Source organism: Candidatus Microthrix parvicella Bio17-1 (assembly GCF_000299415.1).
GTDB classification, from domain to species: domain Bacteria; phylum Actinomycetota; class Acidimicrobiia; order Acidimicrobiales; family Microtrichaceae; genus Microthrix; species Microthrix parvicella.
Genome location: NZ_AMPG01000001.1, coordinates 1476937 through 1491875 on the forward strand (window position 1 = coordinate 1476937; position 14939 = coordinate 1491875).

Below are 14939 nucleotides of genomic sequence, written 5' to 3' on the forward strand. Positions count from 1 at the left end.
CACAAAGTCACCCCGAACGCAGATCGCGTGTCGCGAGATGCCCTCAGTTGGGCTCCCACGAGGTCTTTTGCGCCGACGGGCGGGCGGGCAACATTCGCCGTAACACCTTGCCTCCAAGGTCCTGAGGCACCTCATCGGTGAACCAAATCTTCTTGGGGCACTTGTATCGGGCCAGTCGTGTCTGGCAGTGGCGGATGACGCCTTCCTCCTCCAACATCGCCTTGTCGGCGGGCACGACGTAGGCCACCACCGACTCGCCGGTGCCCGGATGGGGCACCCCCACCACCACGCAGTCCTCCACCAGCGGATGCGAGCGGATGGCCGTCTCGACCTCGGCCGGGTACACGTTGAAGCCCGAGACGATGATCAGGTCTTTACTGCGGTCGACGAGGAACACGTAGCCGTGCTCGTCGACGACGGCGATGTCGCCGGTGTGCAGCCAACCGTCGCCATCCAGCGCATCGGCTGTGGCCTCGGGTTCGTTGAGATACCCGGAGAAGATGTTGGGGCCGCGAACCAGCAGCTCGCCCGGATCGCCGATCAACACGTCGTCGCCCTCGCGGTCCACCAGGCGGACCTCCAGTCCGGGGGCGGGAAAGCCCACCGAGCCGTGGGGAGCGTCGGTGCCATAGGACGAACACACCATCGGCGATGCCTCGGTGAGGCCATAGCCCTCCCACAGGCGCAACCCGAATCGCCGCTCGAAGGCCTCCGACACCTCCACCGGCAGCCGGGCGGCGCCCGAGGCCGCGATGCGGACCGACGAGAACACGTCGGAGGGTAGATCCGGCAGGTTCAACCAGGCCGCCCACATGGTCGGGGGGCCGACCACCACCGTGACGCCGTGTTTCTGCATCGATTCCAGCGCCAACACCGGATCGAACCGTTCGATCAGCACCACCGACGCGCCGACCGAGAGCGATGTGGCCAACACCAGGTTGAACCCCATGATGTGGCTCAACGGCGCCACCGCCAATGACACGTCGTCGGCGCACTGGCGGTCCTCGGCCGAGGACAGCTGCTGTTGGACGTTGACCATCAGGTTGGCGTGGCTGAGCACTGCAGGTTTGGGCAGCCCGGCCGTACCCGAGGTGAAGGCCAGGACCGCCGGCGTGTCCTCGTCAAGTTCCACCCAATCGGCCGACTCGGATTCGATCAGCGTCTCGAATTGGGTTCCGCCGTCCGGCTCAAATCCGCACCCGATGACGAACTCGATGCTGTCGAGCGCGCCCTCGGTGTTGCCGGTCACCAGGGCCCGAGCGGACGGACCGGCGATCAACGCCCGCGCCTTCACGGCCTCCAGTTCCTCTTTCACCGCCAAAGCAGGAGTGGTGGGGTTGAGCGGCACCGCCACCAGGCCCGCTCCAAGCGTCGCCAGGTAGCTGACGACGAAGTAGCGGTTGTTGGACGCCATGATGGCGACGGAATCACCGGTGGTGAGGCCCAGATCGGTCAATCCCCGTCGCAAACCAGCAACCTGACGCCGCAACTCGCCATAGGTGGTGGGACGACCGCGGCTGATCACAGCCACCCGGTCGTCGTCGTGTCCGTCGATGATGCTGGCCAGATTCACGCGTATCCTCCCCGACACACGATAGAGGATCTCCTCCAACGAGGGGGGCTGGAACGAGCCGACCGACCGGCGTCGCCACCGGTTCGGAGCGTCAGCCCTTGCCCGCCGCCAGCCAGAATTGGACCCCGGCCGCGGCCAGAATCACCAACAACAGGATGGCGACGACGACGGTGGTTCCTGCTCTCATGGGTTGTGCTCCTCGGGTTGATGCTGCACCGGATCATGCACCGGGCCGTCGTCCACTCCACGAGCGGCCCCCAAGGTTACCGACGTGGTGACGCCCTCCTCGTCCGCCCCGGCCTCGGACACACTCACCTCGTCGCCAGGCAGGACCCCCAGGTCCTCGGCCGCCGACGCCCGGTCGGCCACCACCGCCACCATGCCCATCGAGTCGGTCCACCATCCCAATCCCCGCCCCGCATCCACCCGCCGATCCACCAGGGCGGCCGTCCGGGTGTTCTCCCCCACCCTGAGCGACAAGCGCTCCCCAAACGCCGCCAGCTCCTCGGCCTGCACGTTCAGTTGTACATCGCCAAAGCGGTCGACGCTCAACACCTCGCAACCGAGCGAGCCGTCCGCCCCGTCCCTCGGTAATGGCAACAGTCCGGGGCGAAGGCTCATCGGATCCACGGGGGTGCCCAACTGCTCCAGCGGGGTGCCGCCGACCAGCGCTGCCGCCACCGGCACCAGCACGTCGCGGGCCGGGTGCACCCGACCCGGACTCTCCAGGTGGTACTCGTCGGCATCGAGAACGACCGCACGTTCGGCGCCACCCACCATGGCCATGGCGGGGGCCAACAGCCCGTTATCGGGCCCAAGAAAATAGGCCTGTCCGCCGGTGAGCTCAATGGCAACCAGCCGACCGTCTGCAGCCGTCTCGGGCGCCACCAGCGCCACCACCACGCCCGGCGCCACCCACTGCACGCTTCGGGCCAGGCGCAACGCTCCGCCGCTCACATCACGAGGTTCGATGTCGTGGGTGAGGTCGATCACCCGGGCCTGCGGTGCCATCTGGGCCAACACCGAGTGCATCACCCCCACCAGTTCGTCGCCATGGCCGACATCGGTCATCAGGGTGACGACGGGCGGCACCAACGTGTCATCGGACTGGTTGGAGGTGCCTTGATCCGGGTCGGGTGGCACCTGAGGATCGGGGTGCTGAGGGGCGGAGGTCATGGCCGCACGGTACCCAGCTCGCGTGACCGGGCGGTGGCCGCGGCCACCGCCTCTCCAAGCGCGGCCCGCACCGCCCATGCCTCCAGCGCACGCAGCCCTGCGGCGGTCGTACCCCCGGGCGAGGTCACCGCCGCCCGCAGCTCGGCGGCGCCCTGCCCCGATTCGGCCAGCATGATCCCGGCACCCCGCAAGGTGCCGACGGCCAGGCGTTCGGCAATCGGCCGGGGAAGACCCTCGGCCACGCCCGCATCGATCAACGCCTCGGCCACGAGGAACACATACGCAGGACCGGAGCCCGAGAGCCCGGTCACCGCATCCAATTGCGGCTCACTCACCCGCACCACGTCTCCGACGGCGCCGAGGATCCCTTCGGCCCAGGCCATCGTGTCATCACCGGCTTCAGAGCCCGGGGCGATCGCCGCCACGCCCGCACCGACCAACGCCGGCGTGTTGGGCATGGCCCGCACCACAGCCACGCCCCCACCTGCCGCCGACTCCAGCGCCGACAGGGTGACACCGGCCGCAACGGACAACACCCGGGTGGCCCCCGCACCGACCGCCGCCCCCACCGCCGCCCGGACGTCCTGAGGCTTGACGGCCACCACCGTTGGCGCCGAAACCGGCGCATCACTCACCTCCAGCCCAGGATGGGCCGTGCGCAGTTCGTCACGTCGGACCGCCAGCGGCTCGACCACCACGATCGTCTCGGCCTGCTCCGCCCCCGAGGCGATCAACCCGGCGAACAGTGCCTCGCCCATGCGCCCACCGCCCATGAACTGCAGACAAACGGTGCCTGCCGGGTCACGTCCTGACCGATGGGTGGACGCGCCGTCGAGATGGTTGGTCATGGATGGACGCTACTTGGCGAAACTCAGTCGGACGGCGGTGGCGAAGGCGTCCTCCACCGCCGTATAGAAGGCACCCAGGGCCCGGTCGAGTTCGTCGGGTACCACCCGTTCCAGCGCCAGACGGGACCGCAGGAAGATCGCATCCTCCTCGCCGATACAAAACGCCACATCGTCGGTGGAGCGGTTCCGCCGCAACAGATGCTCGTAGAAACGCGCGGCGTTTCGCTCTGGAGCGGGCGTGAAATAGGCCTCGAGATGGAGCGACCGTTGATGCACGCTGACCCACAACGACCACACCGACTTGGCGTCACCGGTCAACCGCAGAAACCAACGTTCGCCAGGCCCGTCCGGTGTGGTTTCGTCACGCACCACCGCGTCCACCATGGGGTACCCGGCCGCCTCATCCAGCCAGGCGTGCAACGCTTCGAGCGAAGCCTTCGTGACGGCTTCGGTTGGTGGAGAACGGTCAACCATCAAACCAGTGTGCCACCGTGACCAGCACCGCGAAACCGTGACGGCCGCACCCAGGTGAGCTCATTGCGTTCGGGTGGCGGCCTGCTCCAACGCCCCCAGCAGGGCAGCAGCCGTAGCCGACCAGCGATAGGTCGAGCCGAGCGCCGCACCGGCCGTTCCGAACCTTGCGGCCCGTTCGGGGTCACCGAGCACCTTGTCGATGGCCGCCGCCCAACGACGAGGGTCGCGTCCCCGAACCCGGAGGCCGGTCTCGCCGTGGATCACCAGCCCACGGAGCCCGCCCACATCGGCGGCCAACACGCTCCGGCCACACGATGCCGCCTCCAACGCGACCAGGCCAAAGCTCTCGGTGCGGCTGGGCACCACGACCACGTCGGCGGCCCGGTAGTAGGTGGACAGGATGTGGTGGGGCTGCGGATCGATCAGGCTCACCTGGTCGCCCAATCGGGCTGCGGCGATCAGGTTGTTGACGCGGGTCAGCTCCGCTGCTCCGCGTGGCCCGGAGGGGCCCCCGATCGCCAGCAGGCGCACGTCGCTCCGCCCCAACTCGGCCAATGCCCCCACCGCCAGATCAAGACCCTTGAGCGGCTGGATACGCCCGACAAAGAGCAGGTGAGGATCCTCGCCAAGGCCGAGTGCCCAGCGGGCACCGGCACGTGAGCCCGGTGAGAAGAACGCATGCTGCACTCCGGGCGGCACGAGAACGATTCGGGACGGGTCGGCGGCGTAGTGCCGTTCAAGGTCGGCGGCGTCACTTTGCGATGCGGCGCACAGCACATCCGCTGTGTCCACCACGCGCTGTTCCGCCAACGTGCGAGCCGCCGGTTCGGCGTCACCATGGGCCGACTTCACCCGCCCCAGGGTGTGAAAGCTGACCGCCAACGGCACCTCCAAACGCCGGGCCAACGTTCGTCCCGCCACCGCCGACAGCCAGTAATTGGCATGAACGGCATCGGTACCACCCGTTGCCAACACATCGGCCTCAACGCCTGCGACGAACTCGTCGACCACCGACCCAAGACGCTCCTTGGGCAGGTCGGGGTCTCCGGCCCGAACCGACACGACAACCAGGTTGGGTTCCACCGCAACCGGCCCGGGGGGAGCGTCACGCCCGCTTCGGGTGTACACCCGGACGACGACCCCCGCCTGGGCAAGCGACGTCGCCAGCTCTCTGACGTACACGTTCATGCCACCGGCGTCGGCCGAGCCGGGCTGGGCCAACGGTGAGGTGTGCATCGACAACACACACAGCCGGCGGACGCGACGTCCACTGGTCGAGGCAACCGTCATGATGCGATGCCCTTCACTCCGAGGTGGGCCACCATGACCTGATCAGCGCTGCACTAGTCGTCGTTTGCGGATGACCGGCCCATGCCGCCGACAGGTGCCTCGCCTGGGGGAGGGTTTCCATTTTCCCGGCGAAAGGAGTCGTAGATTCTCACCAGCGTTTTCTTCTGCTCTTCGCTGAGGTGTGGATCACGGCGGATCTCGGCCACCAGGTCGAACACCCCGGTGGGTTCATCGAGGATGCCGGCCCGGACGTACAACGTTTCGGCTGAAATCTGCAGTGCTCGGGCAATCTGTTGCAGGATCTCTGCCGATGGGCGCCGAAGCCCACGTTCGATCTGGCTCAGGTACGGGTTGGAGATGCCCGCCATCTCGGACAGGCGCCGCAGCGACAGTTCACCGAGGTTGCGCTGCTCGCGGATGAACTGGCCGACGTCATCCCAGCGGCGATCGATCTCGTCCTTCACCCTGGCCACGCTATGCGCGCGATCGCGAGCACCCAACCCACCGCCGCGAGCAGCCATCAGCGACGGGCAGCGCAAGTGCGCATTCGGGCACCCATCGACGCCGGTCTGCTACATCAGTGGGCGGTTGCCACCGATCGCCAGGAAGAGCGCCAGCATCAACGGGCCGGCCACCAGATAGGTGTCGAGGCGTCGCAACGCCGGGGCGCGGGCATCGGGGCGGGGCAGCATGAACGATCCAACGATCTGCCCCAAGGGACATGCGAGGGCTGCCAAACCGCCCAGCAGCCAGGTGGTCTTTTCAGTCAATGGCGGCGCCTCGAACCCTGCAGCACCGAACACCACAGCGGCGGCACCCATGAGTCCCGCCAGCGGGCCCACCCAGATGCGTCGAGACCCGGTCCCCACCAGGAAGTTGCCTGCGTCATAGATCGACACGATCCCGAAAAGGATCATGAAGACCCATGCGTCGATGCGATGCAGGTACAGGATCGCCGCCATGGCAATGCCCAGTGGAAGCGACGCCCGAAGCGTCAACCCGGCGACGTGCAGGGTCATGTTTCGGTCGACGGTCTGTGAGGCAACCACGAATGCCACGGCCACCGCCACCAGAATCACTACGCCCACCACCCGGGCATTAAAGATCGCCGACGTGCCGACGGCAGCAGTGATCACGGCGGCGGTCACGCGGCTGTTGGTGTCCTCCTCGATCATCAGGTGCGCGGCCACCTGAAGTGACGCGACGGTGGCCGCCGTGACAAACACCGCGCCGACGCCAAGCGTGCCCAGCGCAAAGCCGGCCCATGCCAACAGGAACCACAGCACACCAAGCCGCACCTTGGGTCCGCTCACGTCGTAGACGGCCTCCACCCGGCTGCCCCGGTACGACAGCTTGGCCGCACGACGGGCAAGCCGCTCCTCCAGCGGCGTCAGCGGAGGACCTTCCACCTCCGGCATCGGCTCGACCGCAGGCTCGGGTTCGACGGATTGATACGTCGCTTCGACCGGCACCACATCGGGGTACGCCAGATCCGCTTGAGCCACACCGGTGTAGGCCACGTCGGTGTAGGCCACGTCTGCGTATGACTCGTCGCGATATCCAGAATCGACGTGCTCCTCATCGACGTGCTCCTCATCGACGTAGACCGGATCGTCATACCCGCCGTCGTCGATGTGTCCGCCGTCAGCCTGCGTGTCGGCATTGAGGGAGGAGTACCCCAAATCCAAGGTCTCGTCAGGCACTTCGTCGAGCGCCCCATCGAGATAGTCCCCGACGGGGGCCTCACCAAAATGCTCGAACTCGTCCAAATCCGCAATGCCGGCATCGGCGATGCCCACGTCGCCATCGAGGTGGACCTCCGGTTCTGGCTGGAGCCGAGGGTCGACCTCGGCCGAAGGGGCTTCGACAAACCACTGTCCCTGCGCCTCGGGAAGTGAGCCCTCATCCCCGTGCCTGTTGGGCCTCGGGGCCGTTCCATTCCGAGGCGCGGGTTCCGAAGGCGCCTCGCCATCATGCTCGGAGCCGGGGTCTCCCCAGGGAATGGCCACGTCCCGGCGGCGCCGAGCATGCGTGGGAAGGTCGGCGTCAGCGTCGGCGCTCACCCGCATCCTCCGGAGATCGGGGGCAGAACCGCAACCTCGTCGTCGGCCCCCACGCCAACAGCGACGTCGGTCGGCTCCCCGTTGAGCCAGACCTTCGAGTTTTCAACCACCTGGTCGAAGTTTGACCCGAACAGCGCCGACGCAGCTGCAAGAACGTCGCCCACCGAGGCGCCATCCAGCTCAACCGACGAAGTACCAGCGGCCTCTCGTGCCTGAGCGAAGAGGCGCAAAACAGCCATGTCGGCCAGGGTACTTGGCCTGGGAGGCCACCGACCGCACCTGATGGCAAGAGACGGGCCCTCCACCCTGAAGCGGAAGATGCCATCTCCGCCGAGGGTGACTGTTCTACAGTCCCGGCAATGCCTCTGAACGTCCTGCTCATACGACACGGACAATCCGAATGGAACGCCACTGGACGGTGGCAGGGCCAGGCCGATCCGCCGCTGACCGACGAAGGACGAAACGACGCCCGTCGTGCCGCTGAGGCACTCGGTGCGTTCGATGCGGTCGTCGCCTCAACCCTCCAACGAGCCATCGAAACGGCGGAGGCGCTGGCCGACGGCATCGGCGTGGGTCCGGTGCTCACCGACCCGCGCTGGATGGAACGCACCGCCGGGCCGTGGGAGGGCCTGACACGGCCCGAGATCGAAGCGGGGTGGCCCGGCCACCTGGCCGAAGGAGGCCGTCCGGCGGGGTGGGAGGCCGATGAGGTGTTGGTGACCCGCGCGCTCGCGGCGTTGGCCGGGCTGTGGGTCCAGACGTCGGACGGACAAGTGGCGGTCGTGACCCATTCGGGCCTGATCATGGCGGTCGAGCGACACCTGGGCGAACCGGCCGGACGCCTTCCCAACCTGGGCGGCCGTTGGGTGGTGGGTCATGCCGCAGACCGCTGGGAGCTCGGACCCCGTGTGCAGCTCATCGACGCCGCCACCAGCCCCGGGGTGATCGAGTAGCACACGCCGCCAGCGTTTACCGGCGGTCGTCGCCGAGTTCAGGCACCTGGCTCGGCGGGAACCCGGGGCTCGGCGGGAAAGCGATCGGCGCTGACCACGGCCCGAATGTGGTCGGCGGCATCTCTGCCGCCCCGCCCCCTGCTCTCGGCGTGCAATTCCTCCAGGGTGGCGAGCGCGCGGTCCACGTCGGCGATGTCCTGTTCCAGAGCTTCAAGACGTTCGGTCACCTGGCCGATCGTAGGCGGACTCGGCCCGATCGCTGCGCACGGTTAGCGTTTACTCCGTGACGAGCTTGGCAACGGTCATCGGCACCGGAAGCGACCTGCTGGCCCAACTCGACCCGGACAATCCCCCCGAGGGACTCGGCCGGTTGGTGATCATGTTCCTGCTGGCGCTCGTCATCGTCGCCCCGTTCGCATTCTGGACCATCCGCAAGGTTCAGGCCGGCACCTGGGGACTCCGCCGCACCGGCAGCGGCGACCCCGGGCCGATCGAGGAGAGCGACGAGGGCCGCCTGGAGGATCTCATCGATGCCATCCGCGCGCTGGAGCGCGACCACGCCGGACGAGCACAGGTGCTGGTGCGCCGACACCTGACGTCTCAAGGCCGAGACCTGCCCGAGGCGATGGCCGAAACCTTGGTGCGCGATGCGCTTCGTCGGTCGGGTTGGAGGGTGGATGTGGTGATGCCCGACGAGTTGGGCTCGGTTCTGGAGTGCGAACCGCTCACCACCGGCGGATAGCCGATTGCCTGTGTCGCCGACCACCCGTGCAACCGATCGTCGGGGAGTCGGGCTCGCCCGGTACGCTGTCGAGCGGGCCGCTAGCTCATCGGGTTAGAGCAGGGGACTTTTAATCCCAAGGTGCCGAGTTCGAGTCTCGGGCGGCCCACCAATCGCCAACAACCGCCTTCGGCAGGCTCACGGAAATTGCTTGGCGGAACAGCAACCGGGTGGGCGATGCTCGCGTGATGAAGCGGCTCCCCGAACGAACCGAGACCACACGGCTGCTGCTTCGGCAACTGACCCCCGCGGACGAACCGGCGATGGGCGCCAGCCTGCGCGACAGCGCCGACCACATCAGCCCGTGGCTCCCGTGGATGGCAAACGAGCCGATCAGCCGGGCAGATCGACGTGAGCTCATGTCCACCTGGGAGCAGGAGTGGCGTGACGGCGGCGACGCCATCTTCGGCATCTTCCTGGAGGACGAACACATCGGCAACGTCGGACTGCACAGACGTGGCCCCACCGATTCACTTGAGATCGGCTACTGGCTGCACGCCGGGCACACCGGCCGGGGCTACATGACCGAGGCAGGTTCAGCAATGACCACGCTCGCCTTCACCCAGCCCGGGATCGAACGCGTGGCCATTCACCACGATCGGGCCAACGCCGCCAGCGGGGCGGTGCCTCGGCGCTTGGGTTTCATCCTGGCCCGCGAGGTGACCAAGCCCATCGATGCGCCCGGGGAAGAAGGCGTCGAGTACCAGTGGGAGGTCTCCCGGGATGCCTGGGCGGCGCGAGCCGCCGCCACCTGAAGCCGGAGGAGACCGGCACGATCCTGCCGGATCCAAGGGGGGCAATGACGCGACGCTTCATCGCGCCGATGCTGGCGCTGAGCGTGATCGCTGCGGCGTGCACCGACACCGGCGGCCAGCGGCGTGGCGACGCCGCACCCTCGGCCGGGCAACGAAATGTGGCGGCCGCACCGAAGAACGGGTCGTGCGACGATCTCGACCCAAGCGCCTGCCTGCTGCCCTGGCCCAACGACCGACTTACCCGTACCGACGCCCGCGCGCCCACGGGACTGCGTGTGGACCTGCCCACCGACGGCGTGCCGGCCAACGTCGACGGCACCCGCATCGACGTCTCCGACCAGAACCGAGGTGACGGGTTCAGCCCATCGTCGATTGCCATGGTGGTGATCCCGGGGCTGGACGTGGAGCGCTCGAAACTGCCGCCGTCAACGGACTTCGGCGCGTCGCTTGGCAATGCCTCGCCGCTGGTGGTCTTGGACATCGATGCCAACGAGCGGGTACCGGCCTGGGCCGAGCTCGATGCGGCCGGCAACGACCCCGATGCGACCCCGTTGATGATCGTGCCCGCAGCCGCGTTGGTGGAGGGCCACACGCACGTGGTCGCACTCCGCAACCTGGTGGGCCCCAACGGCCAACCGATGCCCCCGAACGAGGCCTACATCGCCCGGCTGAACTCACCAGACGCCCACACCAACACGGTCGTCGAAGGCCTGCAGGCGGCCAAGCTGGACACCACTGACATGCAGTTGGCTTGGAACTTCGACAAGTTCGCACCGGCGATGAACGCGGCCTACCCCGACCCGCTCGACCAGGCACTCGGACGCGAGTTGATCCAAATGCTGTGGGATCGCGGCGAGAACGCAGGCTGGGCCCAGCACCTCACCGCCGACACCTACGACGGAGCACCGAACAGAAATGTGCTGTTGCTGGAGGCGTTCGGTGATCACCAGTTGGCCAACGTCTCCACCGAAAAGCTGGCCCGAACCCTGGGGGTGCCCCGACGGGCGCCGACGCCGGCAAACGGGCGGTCCAACGATCTCGAGGCGCTCTTCGGCATCCCGGCGATCGATGCGCTGCCAACGGGTGGGTCCGGCCTGGTGGTGTGGGACTTCGGCACACCGGCGCCGCCCACCATCAACGTGCCCCCCAGGGCGGGCGACGACCCTCATGCCAAGTTGGCCACCGAGCCCGAGGCGCTTGCCATGGTCGCTGCCTTCATCGACCGGAACCAGGCCAATTGAGGTCTCAGTCGGTCTTGATGGCCGACACGTCAAAGTTGAGGGTGACCTTCTCGCCCACCAGGACGCCACCCGTGTCGAGGGCGGCGTTGAAGTTGAGGCCCCAGTCCTTTCGGTTGACCACCACTGATCCCTCCAGCCCCATTCGGTGGTTGCCAAAGGGATCGATCGCGGTGCCGGCGAACTCAAACTCCACGACGACCGGCTTGGTCACGCCTCTCAGGCTGAGGTCGCCGGTGACCCGGTAGGTGTCGTGTCCGGCCGCCTCGATGCTGGTGGACGCAAACGTGATCCGGGGGTGGTTCTCCATGTCGAAAAAGTCGTTGCCCCGCAGGTGGCCATCGCGATCGGCGTTGCCCGTGTCGATGCTGTCGGCCAGGATGTCCAACTTCAGGTGGGAGTTGGACGGGTTCTCCTGATCGAAGTAGCCGGTGCCCTCGAAGGTTCGGAAGGCGCCGCGCACCTTGGTGATCATGGCGTGGCGGGCCACGAACCCAACCTCGCTGTGGGACGGGTCGATCATGTAGGTGCCGGTGGCGATCGCCGGTGTGGTCGTTGCTGTGTCGGTGCTCATGGTGTACTCCAAGGGGGGTTAGTTGATACATCAACTATATCCCAGAAAGATGACGTGTCAACAACTTCACCTCGGATACACTGGCGCCCATGGCCGAGCCCAGGTGGTTGACCGATGAAGAGGCCCAGGCGTGGAGGCGTTTCACCACCATGAGGTTTCAGCTGGACGCTCGGCTGGATCGCCAACTCGGCAACACCATCTCGATTCAGGACTACGGCGTCCTCGCCAGCCTCAGCGAGGAACCCAACAAATCGATGCGCATCTCCGAGCTGGGCGAGCGCCTGGGGTGGGAGACCAGCCGCGTCTCACACCAGCTCACCCGCATGGCCAAACGAGGCCTGGTTGAACGGCGCCGGTGCCCCAACGATGGCCGGGGCTCGCTGGCGGTCGTCACCGATGCCGGGCAGGCCGCCATCGAGGCCGCCGCGCCCGACCACGTGGCCAGTGTCCGCCACCTTTTCATCGATCTGCTCACCCCGGAAGAACTCAGGATGATCTCCGCCGTGTCGCAGAAGGTCCTTGGCCGCCTCCACGATCCGGCCGACCCCACGGGGTCCTGAGGGAGCGACACCCACACACCGGTCCAACGGTCGGCGAGGCCGATACCGTGACGCCATGACATCGGCACACCACACCCGACGGCGCCCCAGCAGTGCCTCAAGGGCGGCCGCCGCCATCGCGCTATTGGCCGTCGACCCACAAGCGCTCCGGTGCCCAGCTGTTCTTCGTCCACGGCAGGTCCGACGGCCTGGTGAACTCCCGCATGGCCTCGGAGCCGGTCCGTCGATACGGGTCGGGTTCGGCGGCCTGGTGCAGCTCGGGCAACCATCTCGATGCGCAGATCGTGAAGGATGCCGGCACGCTGATCGCCTCCTTGGGCTGATCGGGCCCTGATCTTCGGACGGAGGCCGATAGAATGCGTATTCACCCCTGATCCAGGAGCACCTGTCATCACCGTTGCAGCGTCCGTCACCGCCCGTTCTGTTCGCAAGCGAGTGGGGGCCGCAGCCGCTGGCATCCTCATGGTTGTCGGTCTGGGCGCCTGTCGCCCCGAGGGCAACGTGAAGATGCTGCCCACGGTCGACGAGACGGCGAGATCGTTCCGCGAGATGGCTCTCACGGGGCCCTCGTGCGTCGCCAAGAGCAGTTACGAGCTGAGCTGCACCAGCAGGGAGACGGGTCGCATGTCGAGCTTCGGCAAGGTCGCCAAGGGGTCGACCACCGGCTACTACGACTTCAAGGACGATCGAGGCCACTCCATCCGTGTCCGGGCCGAGCGCCGGGGCCGCGACCACATCACGTGGAGCAAGAAGACGAGCTCCTGGAACGGGACGTCGAGCACGTACTCGGGCGGCTTCTGGCGGTAGTGCCCGAATGAGGCCGAGGCCCTGCTCGTAGTAGCCGGTGGATTCACCCGGGTGGAAGGGCGATGACCCACGGGCGAAGATCACGTTGGACGACCTGTTGCCCATGAGCAGCGGGTTGGAATGGGAAGAGAGCTATTCCGACGCCGGCGCCGACGTGATCAAGTCGCTGGGCAGCGACCTCGACCGGGCCCACTACGCCGCGAACAAACCGCTGGTCCACGAGCCCGGCACGTTCTGGGCCTACTCCACCGGCACCGCCAACGCTCGATCCCAACGGCCTGGTCAGCGGCGGTTCGTGGATGAACATGACACCCCGGGACTTTGCCCGGTTCGGGCTGCTGTACGCCCGGGACGGCGCGTGGGATGGCAAGCGCATCCTGCCCGCGGGATGGGTGGACTACTCACGCTTGCCCACACCCACCATGGACGAGGGCCGATACGGCGCTCAGTGGTGGCTCGACCCCGAACGACCCGACCTGTTCTACGCCAACGGGTTTGATGGACAGAGCATCAGCGTGGCACCCGACAAGGACCTGGTGATCGTGGTGCTGTCCAAGGCACCGAATGGCCGGAACGAACAGGTGTGCAACGACCTGTACGACGCCTTCGGCGTCTCAACCAGGGGTCAGCCCCGTCCGTCCGCCCCAGGCACCGGGCGAAGGTCCGCCGAGGAACCGATGATCCACATGCCGTGATCGGCGATGTCGACCAAGACGGATTCCAGCGGAAAGCCGCTGTGTCGTGCGGCCGACACTTCCCGACCGGAGTACTCCAGAATTCGAGCGTCGTTGCCTGTCCACTCGGTGATCAACCAGCTCAGCCCGAGCAATTGCTCGTCCCACCGTTCATAGGTGGCGTCGGTTGCCGGTGTCTCATCTTCAAACCCGTCACCCGGCTGCACCACAAACACGTCGATGTCGCTCTTGGTGGTCATGGTCCCCCGTGCGGCGGAACCAAACAGGGCGAGTCCAAGCGGCGACGGGTCCCACTGTTCGACCTCCTCAGCGATCGCATCGGCAAGGCGAGTGCGAAGTTGGGTCAAGCCGAGCACGTGCTCGGCAGCGAGATGCTGCCGGTTCAGAACGTACGAATTGGTGCGGCCAGTGGTTGTGACATGCACGATCCCCTGCACCACCAACCGTTGGAGCGTGCGCCGAACGCCGGACTCGGATCGACCGCCCACGAACCTGTGAACCTGCGGTGCGGTAAAGGAAGCGTTCGCACCCGCGAGCACTTGGAGGACATCCGCGTCGAGCGTCGGGGTGATGACGGAGAGAGGTCGTGCCAAGTCCACCTGCAGAATAGTACAGGTATCGGTACTATTCTGTAGGCCAGGGGGGCGGTCAGCGCTTCTTACCGGCGAGGAAGAGCGCTACCGCCTTGTCGATTCGCCGCTGTCGGGTCTCGTCGGACTTCGCGCCGGCCACCTGCTCGCAGTGATACCGCTGCAGGCTGTTGGACAATCCGGCAAAGAACGCCTCCGCCTCAGGATGCGCCTGAAGTGCTGCGGTGAGCTGCGGCGGGACCTCGACCTCTCAAGGCGCGTCGTTCAGCGTGAGCGTGACGCCGATCGGGTCCCAACTGGTCAGGCCGGTCGCCTTGCGGATCACTGCGCTCACGCTGATCATTGACTGGCCACCCATCACCCCAACGGTGTTTCGGTACTCGTAACCGTTGAGGTTGACGTCGACGGGCGGGCGTTTGCCGCCGCCCAGCGTCTGGATCGCCTCGGGCGGAACGACAATGCCGGTCTTGTGACCGAAGGCCGCCAACTCGGTGTCGAACGACGCCGTCGCCTGATTCTTGGTTGTCAGGGATTTAGTCTTCCTGGGTGTCGAACACCCCGA

Annotated in this window: 19 protein-coding genes, 1 tRNA gene and 3 pseudogenes; 9 read left to right on the forward strand and 14 right to left on the reverse strand. The window is 66.9% G+C overall.

What is annotated here, in order from left to right; genetic code table 11:
• Positions 1–43 precede the first annotated feature (43 nt).
• From MPARV_RS0107085 to MPARV_RS0107125, 8 genes are all read right to left on the reverse strand, one after another.
• A complete protein-coding gene (locus MPARV_RS0107085; RefSeq protein WP_020377747.1) occupies positions 44–1573 on the reverse strand; it encodes an AMP-binding protein in 1530 nt (509 codons plus the stop codon).
• Between the two features lie 183 nt (positions 1574–1756).
• A complete protein-coding gene (locus MPARV_RS22390; protein WP_012229621.1) occupies positions 1757–2749 on the reverse strand; it encodes an SAM hydrolase/SAM-dependent halogenase family protein in 993 nt (330 codons plus the stop codon).
• A complete protein-coding gene (gene proC / locus MPARV_RS0107100) occupies positions 2746–3597 on the reverse strand; it encodes a pyrroline-5-carboxylate reductase (RefSeq protein ID WP_020377749.1) in 852 nt (283 codons plus the stop codon). The genes MPARV_RS22390 and proC overlap by 4 nt, the downstream gene beginning before the upstream one ends.
• Before the next feature lie 9 nt (positions 3598–3606).
• Positions 3607–4071: a YbjN domain-containing protein gene (locus MPARV_RS22395; protein WP_020377750.1), complete on the reverse strand. Its 465-nt coding sequence runs from the start codon at positions 4069–4071 to the stop codon at positions 3607–3609.
• Positions 4072–4131: 60 nt separating this feature from the next.
• Positions 4132–5361 carry a glycosyltransferase gene (locus tag MPARV_RS0107110; protein WP_012229624.1) on the reverse strand — a complete coding sequence of 410 codons (1230 nt, stop codon included), beginning with the start codon at positions 5359–5361 and terminating at the stop codon, positions 4132–4134.
• 53 nt (positions 5362–5414) lie between these two features.
• Complete coding sequence (locus MPARV_RS0107115; protein ID WP_235045280.1) at positions 5415–5825, reverse strand: helix-turn-helix domain-containing protein; 411 nt, start codon at positions 5823–5825, stop codon at positions 5415–5417.
• A 108-nt stretch (positions 5826–5933) separates the two neighbouring features.
• A complete protein-coding gene (locus MPARV_RS0107120; RefSeq protein ID WP_012229626.1) occupies positions 5934–7424 on the reverse strand; it encodes a hypothetical protein in 1491 nt (496 codons plus the stop codon).
• Complete coding sequence (locus MPARV_RS0107125; RefSeq protein ID WP_012229627.1) at positions 7421–7663, reverse strand: MoaD/ThiS family protein; 243 nt, start codon at positions 7661–7663, stop codon at positions 7421–7423. The genes MPARV_RS0107120 and MPARV_RS0107125 overlap by 4 nt, the downstream gene beginning before the upstream one ends.
• A 120-nt stretch (positions 7664–7783) precedes the next feature.
• On the opposite strand from MPARV_RS0107125, the gene MPARV_RS22400 reads away from it, so the two are divergent.
• Positions 7784–8377, forward strand: coding sequence for a histidine phosphatase family protein (locus tag MPARV_RS22400; RefSeq protein WP_012229629.1), 594 nt, complete (start codon positions 7784–7786; stop codon positions 8375–8377).
• A 38-nt stretch (positions 8378–8415) separates the two neighbouring features.
• On the opposite strand, the gene MPARV_RS0107135 is transcribed toward MPARV_RS22400, so the two are convergent.
• On the reverse strand, positions 8416–8604 hold the full coding sequence (locus MPARV_RS0107135; protein WP_020377753.1) for a hypothetical protein: 189 nt from the start codon (positions 8602–8604) through the stop codon (positions 8416–8418).
• A 56-nt stretch (positions 8605–8660) separates the two neighbouring features.
• On the opposite strand from MPARV_RS0107135, the gene MPARV_RS0107140 reads away from it, so the two are divergent.
• The 4 genes from MPARV_RS0107140 to MPARV_RS0107155 all read left to right on the forward strand — a co-directional run bounded on the left by MPARV_RS0107140 (position 8661) and on the right by MPARV_RS0107155 (position 11154).
• A complete protein-coding gene (locus MPARV_RS0107140; RefSeq protein WP_020377754.1) occupies positions 8661–9119 on the forward strand; it encodes a hypothetical protein in 459 nt (152 codons plus the stop codon).
• Between the two features lie 74 nt (positions 9120–9193).
• Positions 9194–9270 (forward strand) — tRNA-Lys (locus MPARV_RS0107145).
• Between the two features lie 76 nt (positions 9271–9346).
• Positions 9347–9913, forward strand: coding sequence for a GNAT family N-acetyltransferase (locus MPARV_RS23490; protein WP_012229632.1), 567 nt, complete (start codon positions 9347–9349; stop codon positions 9911–9913).
• A gap of 44 nt (positions 9914–9957) precedes the next feature.
• The gene (locus MPARV_RS0107155; protein WP_157789499.1) at positions 9958–11154 is read left to right on the forward strand and encodes a hypothetical protein; all 1197 of its coding nucleotides are present in this window, start codon (positions 9958–9960) and stop codon (positions 11152–11154) included.
• A gap of 4 nt (positions 11155–11158) precedes the next feature.
• Here the strand turns inward: MPARV_RS0107155 and MPARV_RS0107160 are convergent, their stop codons facing one another.
• A complete protein-coding gene (locus MPARV_RS0107160) occupies positions 11159–11725 on the reverse strand; it encodes a YceI family protein (RefSeq protein ID WP_020377757.1) in 567 nt (188 codons plus the stop codon).
• A gap of 89 nt (positions 11726–11814) precedes the next feature.
• On the opposite strand from MPARV_RS0107160, the gene MPARV_RS0107165 reads away from it, so the two are divergent.
• The gene (locus MPARV_RS0107165; RefSeq protein ID WP_012229638.1) at positions 11815–12285 is read left to right on the forward strand and encodes a MarR family winged helix-turn-helix transcriptional regulator; all 471 of its coding nucleotides are present in this window, start codon (positions 11815–11817) and stop codon (positions 12283–12285) included.
• A gap of 121 nt (positions 12286–12406) precedes the next feature.
• Here the strand turns inward: MPARV_RS0107165 and MPARV_RS24620 are convergent, their stop codons facing one another.
• On the reverse strand, positions 12407–12586 hold the full coding sequence (locus tag MPARV_RS24620) for a hypothetical protein (RefSeq protein ID WP_157789500.1): 180 nt from the start codon (positions 12584–12586) through the stop codon (positions 12407–12409).
• Positions 12587–12747: 161 nt separating this feature from the next.
• Here MPARV_RS24620 and MPARV_RS0107175 point away from each other — a divergent pair, with 161 nt between their 5' ends.
• The 3 genes and pseudogenes from MPARV_RS0107175 to MPARV_RS25525 form a co-directional block, all read left to right on the forward strand.
• Positions 12748–13092 (forward strand): hypothetical protein, encoded by a 345-nt coding sequence (locus MPARV_RS0107175; protein ID WP_155852256.1) that lies wholly within the window; start codon positions 12748–12750, stop codon positions 13090–13092.
• A 37-nt stretch (positions 13093–13129) separates the two neighbouring features.
• A pseudogene (locus MPARV_RS26020) lies at positions 13130–13249 on the forward strand (hypothetical protein); the annotation flags it as partial.
• Between the two features lie 79 nt (positions 13250–13328).
• Positions 13329–13787: pseudogene (locus MPARV_RS25525) on the forward strand (serine hydrolase); the annotation flags it as partial.
• On the opposite strand, the gene MPARV_RS0107185 reads toward MPARV_RS25525, so the two are convergent.
• From MPARV_RS0107185 to MPARV_RS25320, 3 genes and pseudogenes are all read right to left on the reverse strand, one after another.
• Positions 13718–14386, reverse strand: coding sequence for a nucleotidyltransferase domain-containing protein (locus MPARV_RS0107185; RefSeq protein ID WP_020377759.1), 669 nt, complete (start codon positions 14384–14386; stop codon positions 13718–13720). The pseudogene MPARV_RS25525 and the gene MPARV_RS0107185 sit on opposite strands and share 70 nt — an antisense overlap.
• Before the next feature lie 49 nt (positions 14387–14435).
• A pseudogene (locus MPARV_RS25315) lies at positions 14436–14615 on the reverse strand (YdeI/OmpD-associated family protein); the annotation flags it as partial.
• 12 nt (positions 14616–14627) lie between these two features.
• Positions 14628–14864 carry a DUF1905 domain-containing protein gene (locus MPARV_RS25320; RefSeq protein ID WP_020377760.1) on the reverse strand — a complete coding sequence of 79 codons (237 nt, stop codon included), beginning with the start codon at positions 14862–14864 and terminating at the stop codon, positions 14628–14630.
• Positions 14865–14939: the final 75 nt, after the last annotated feature.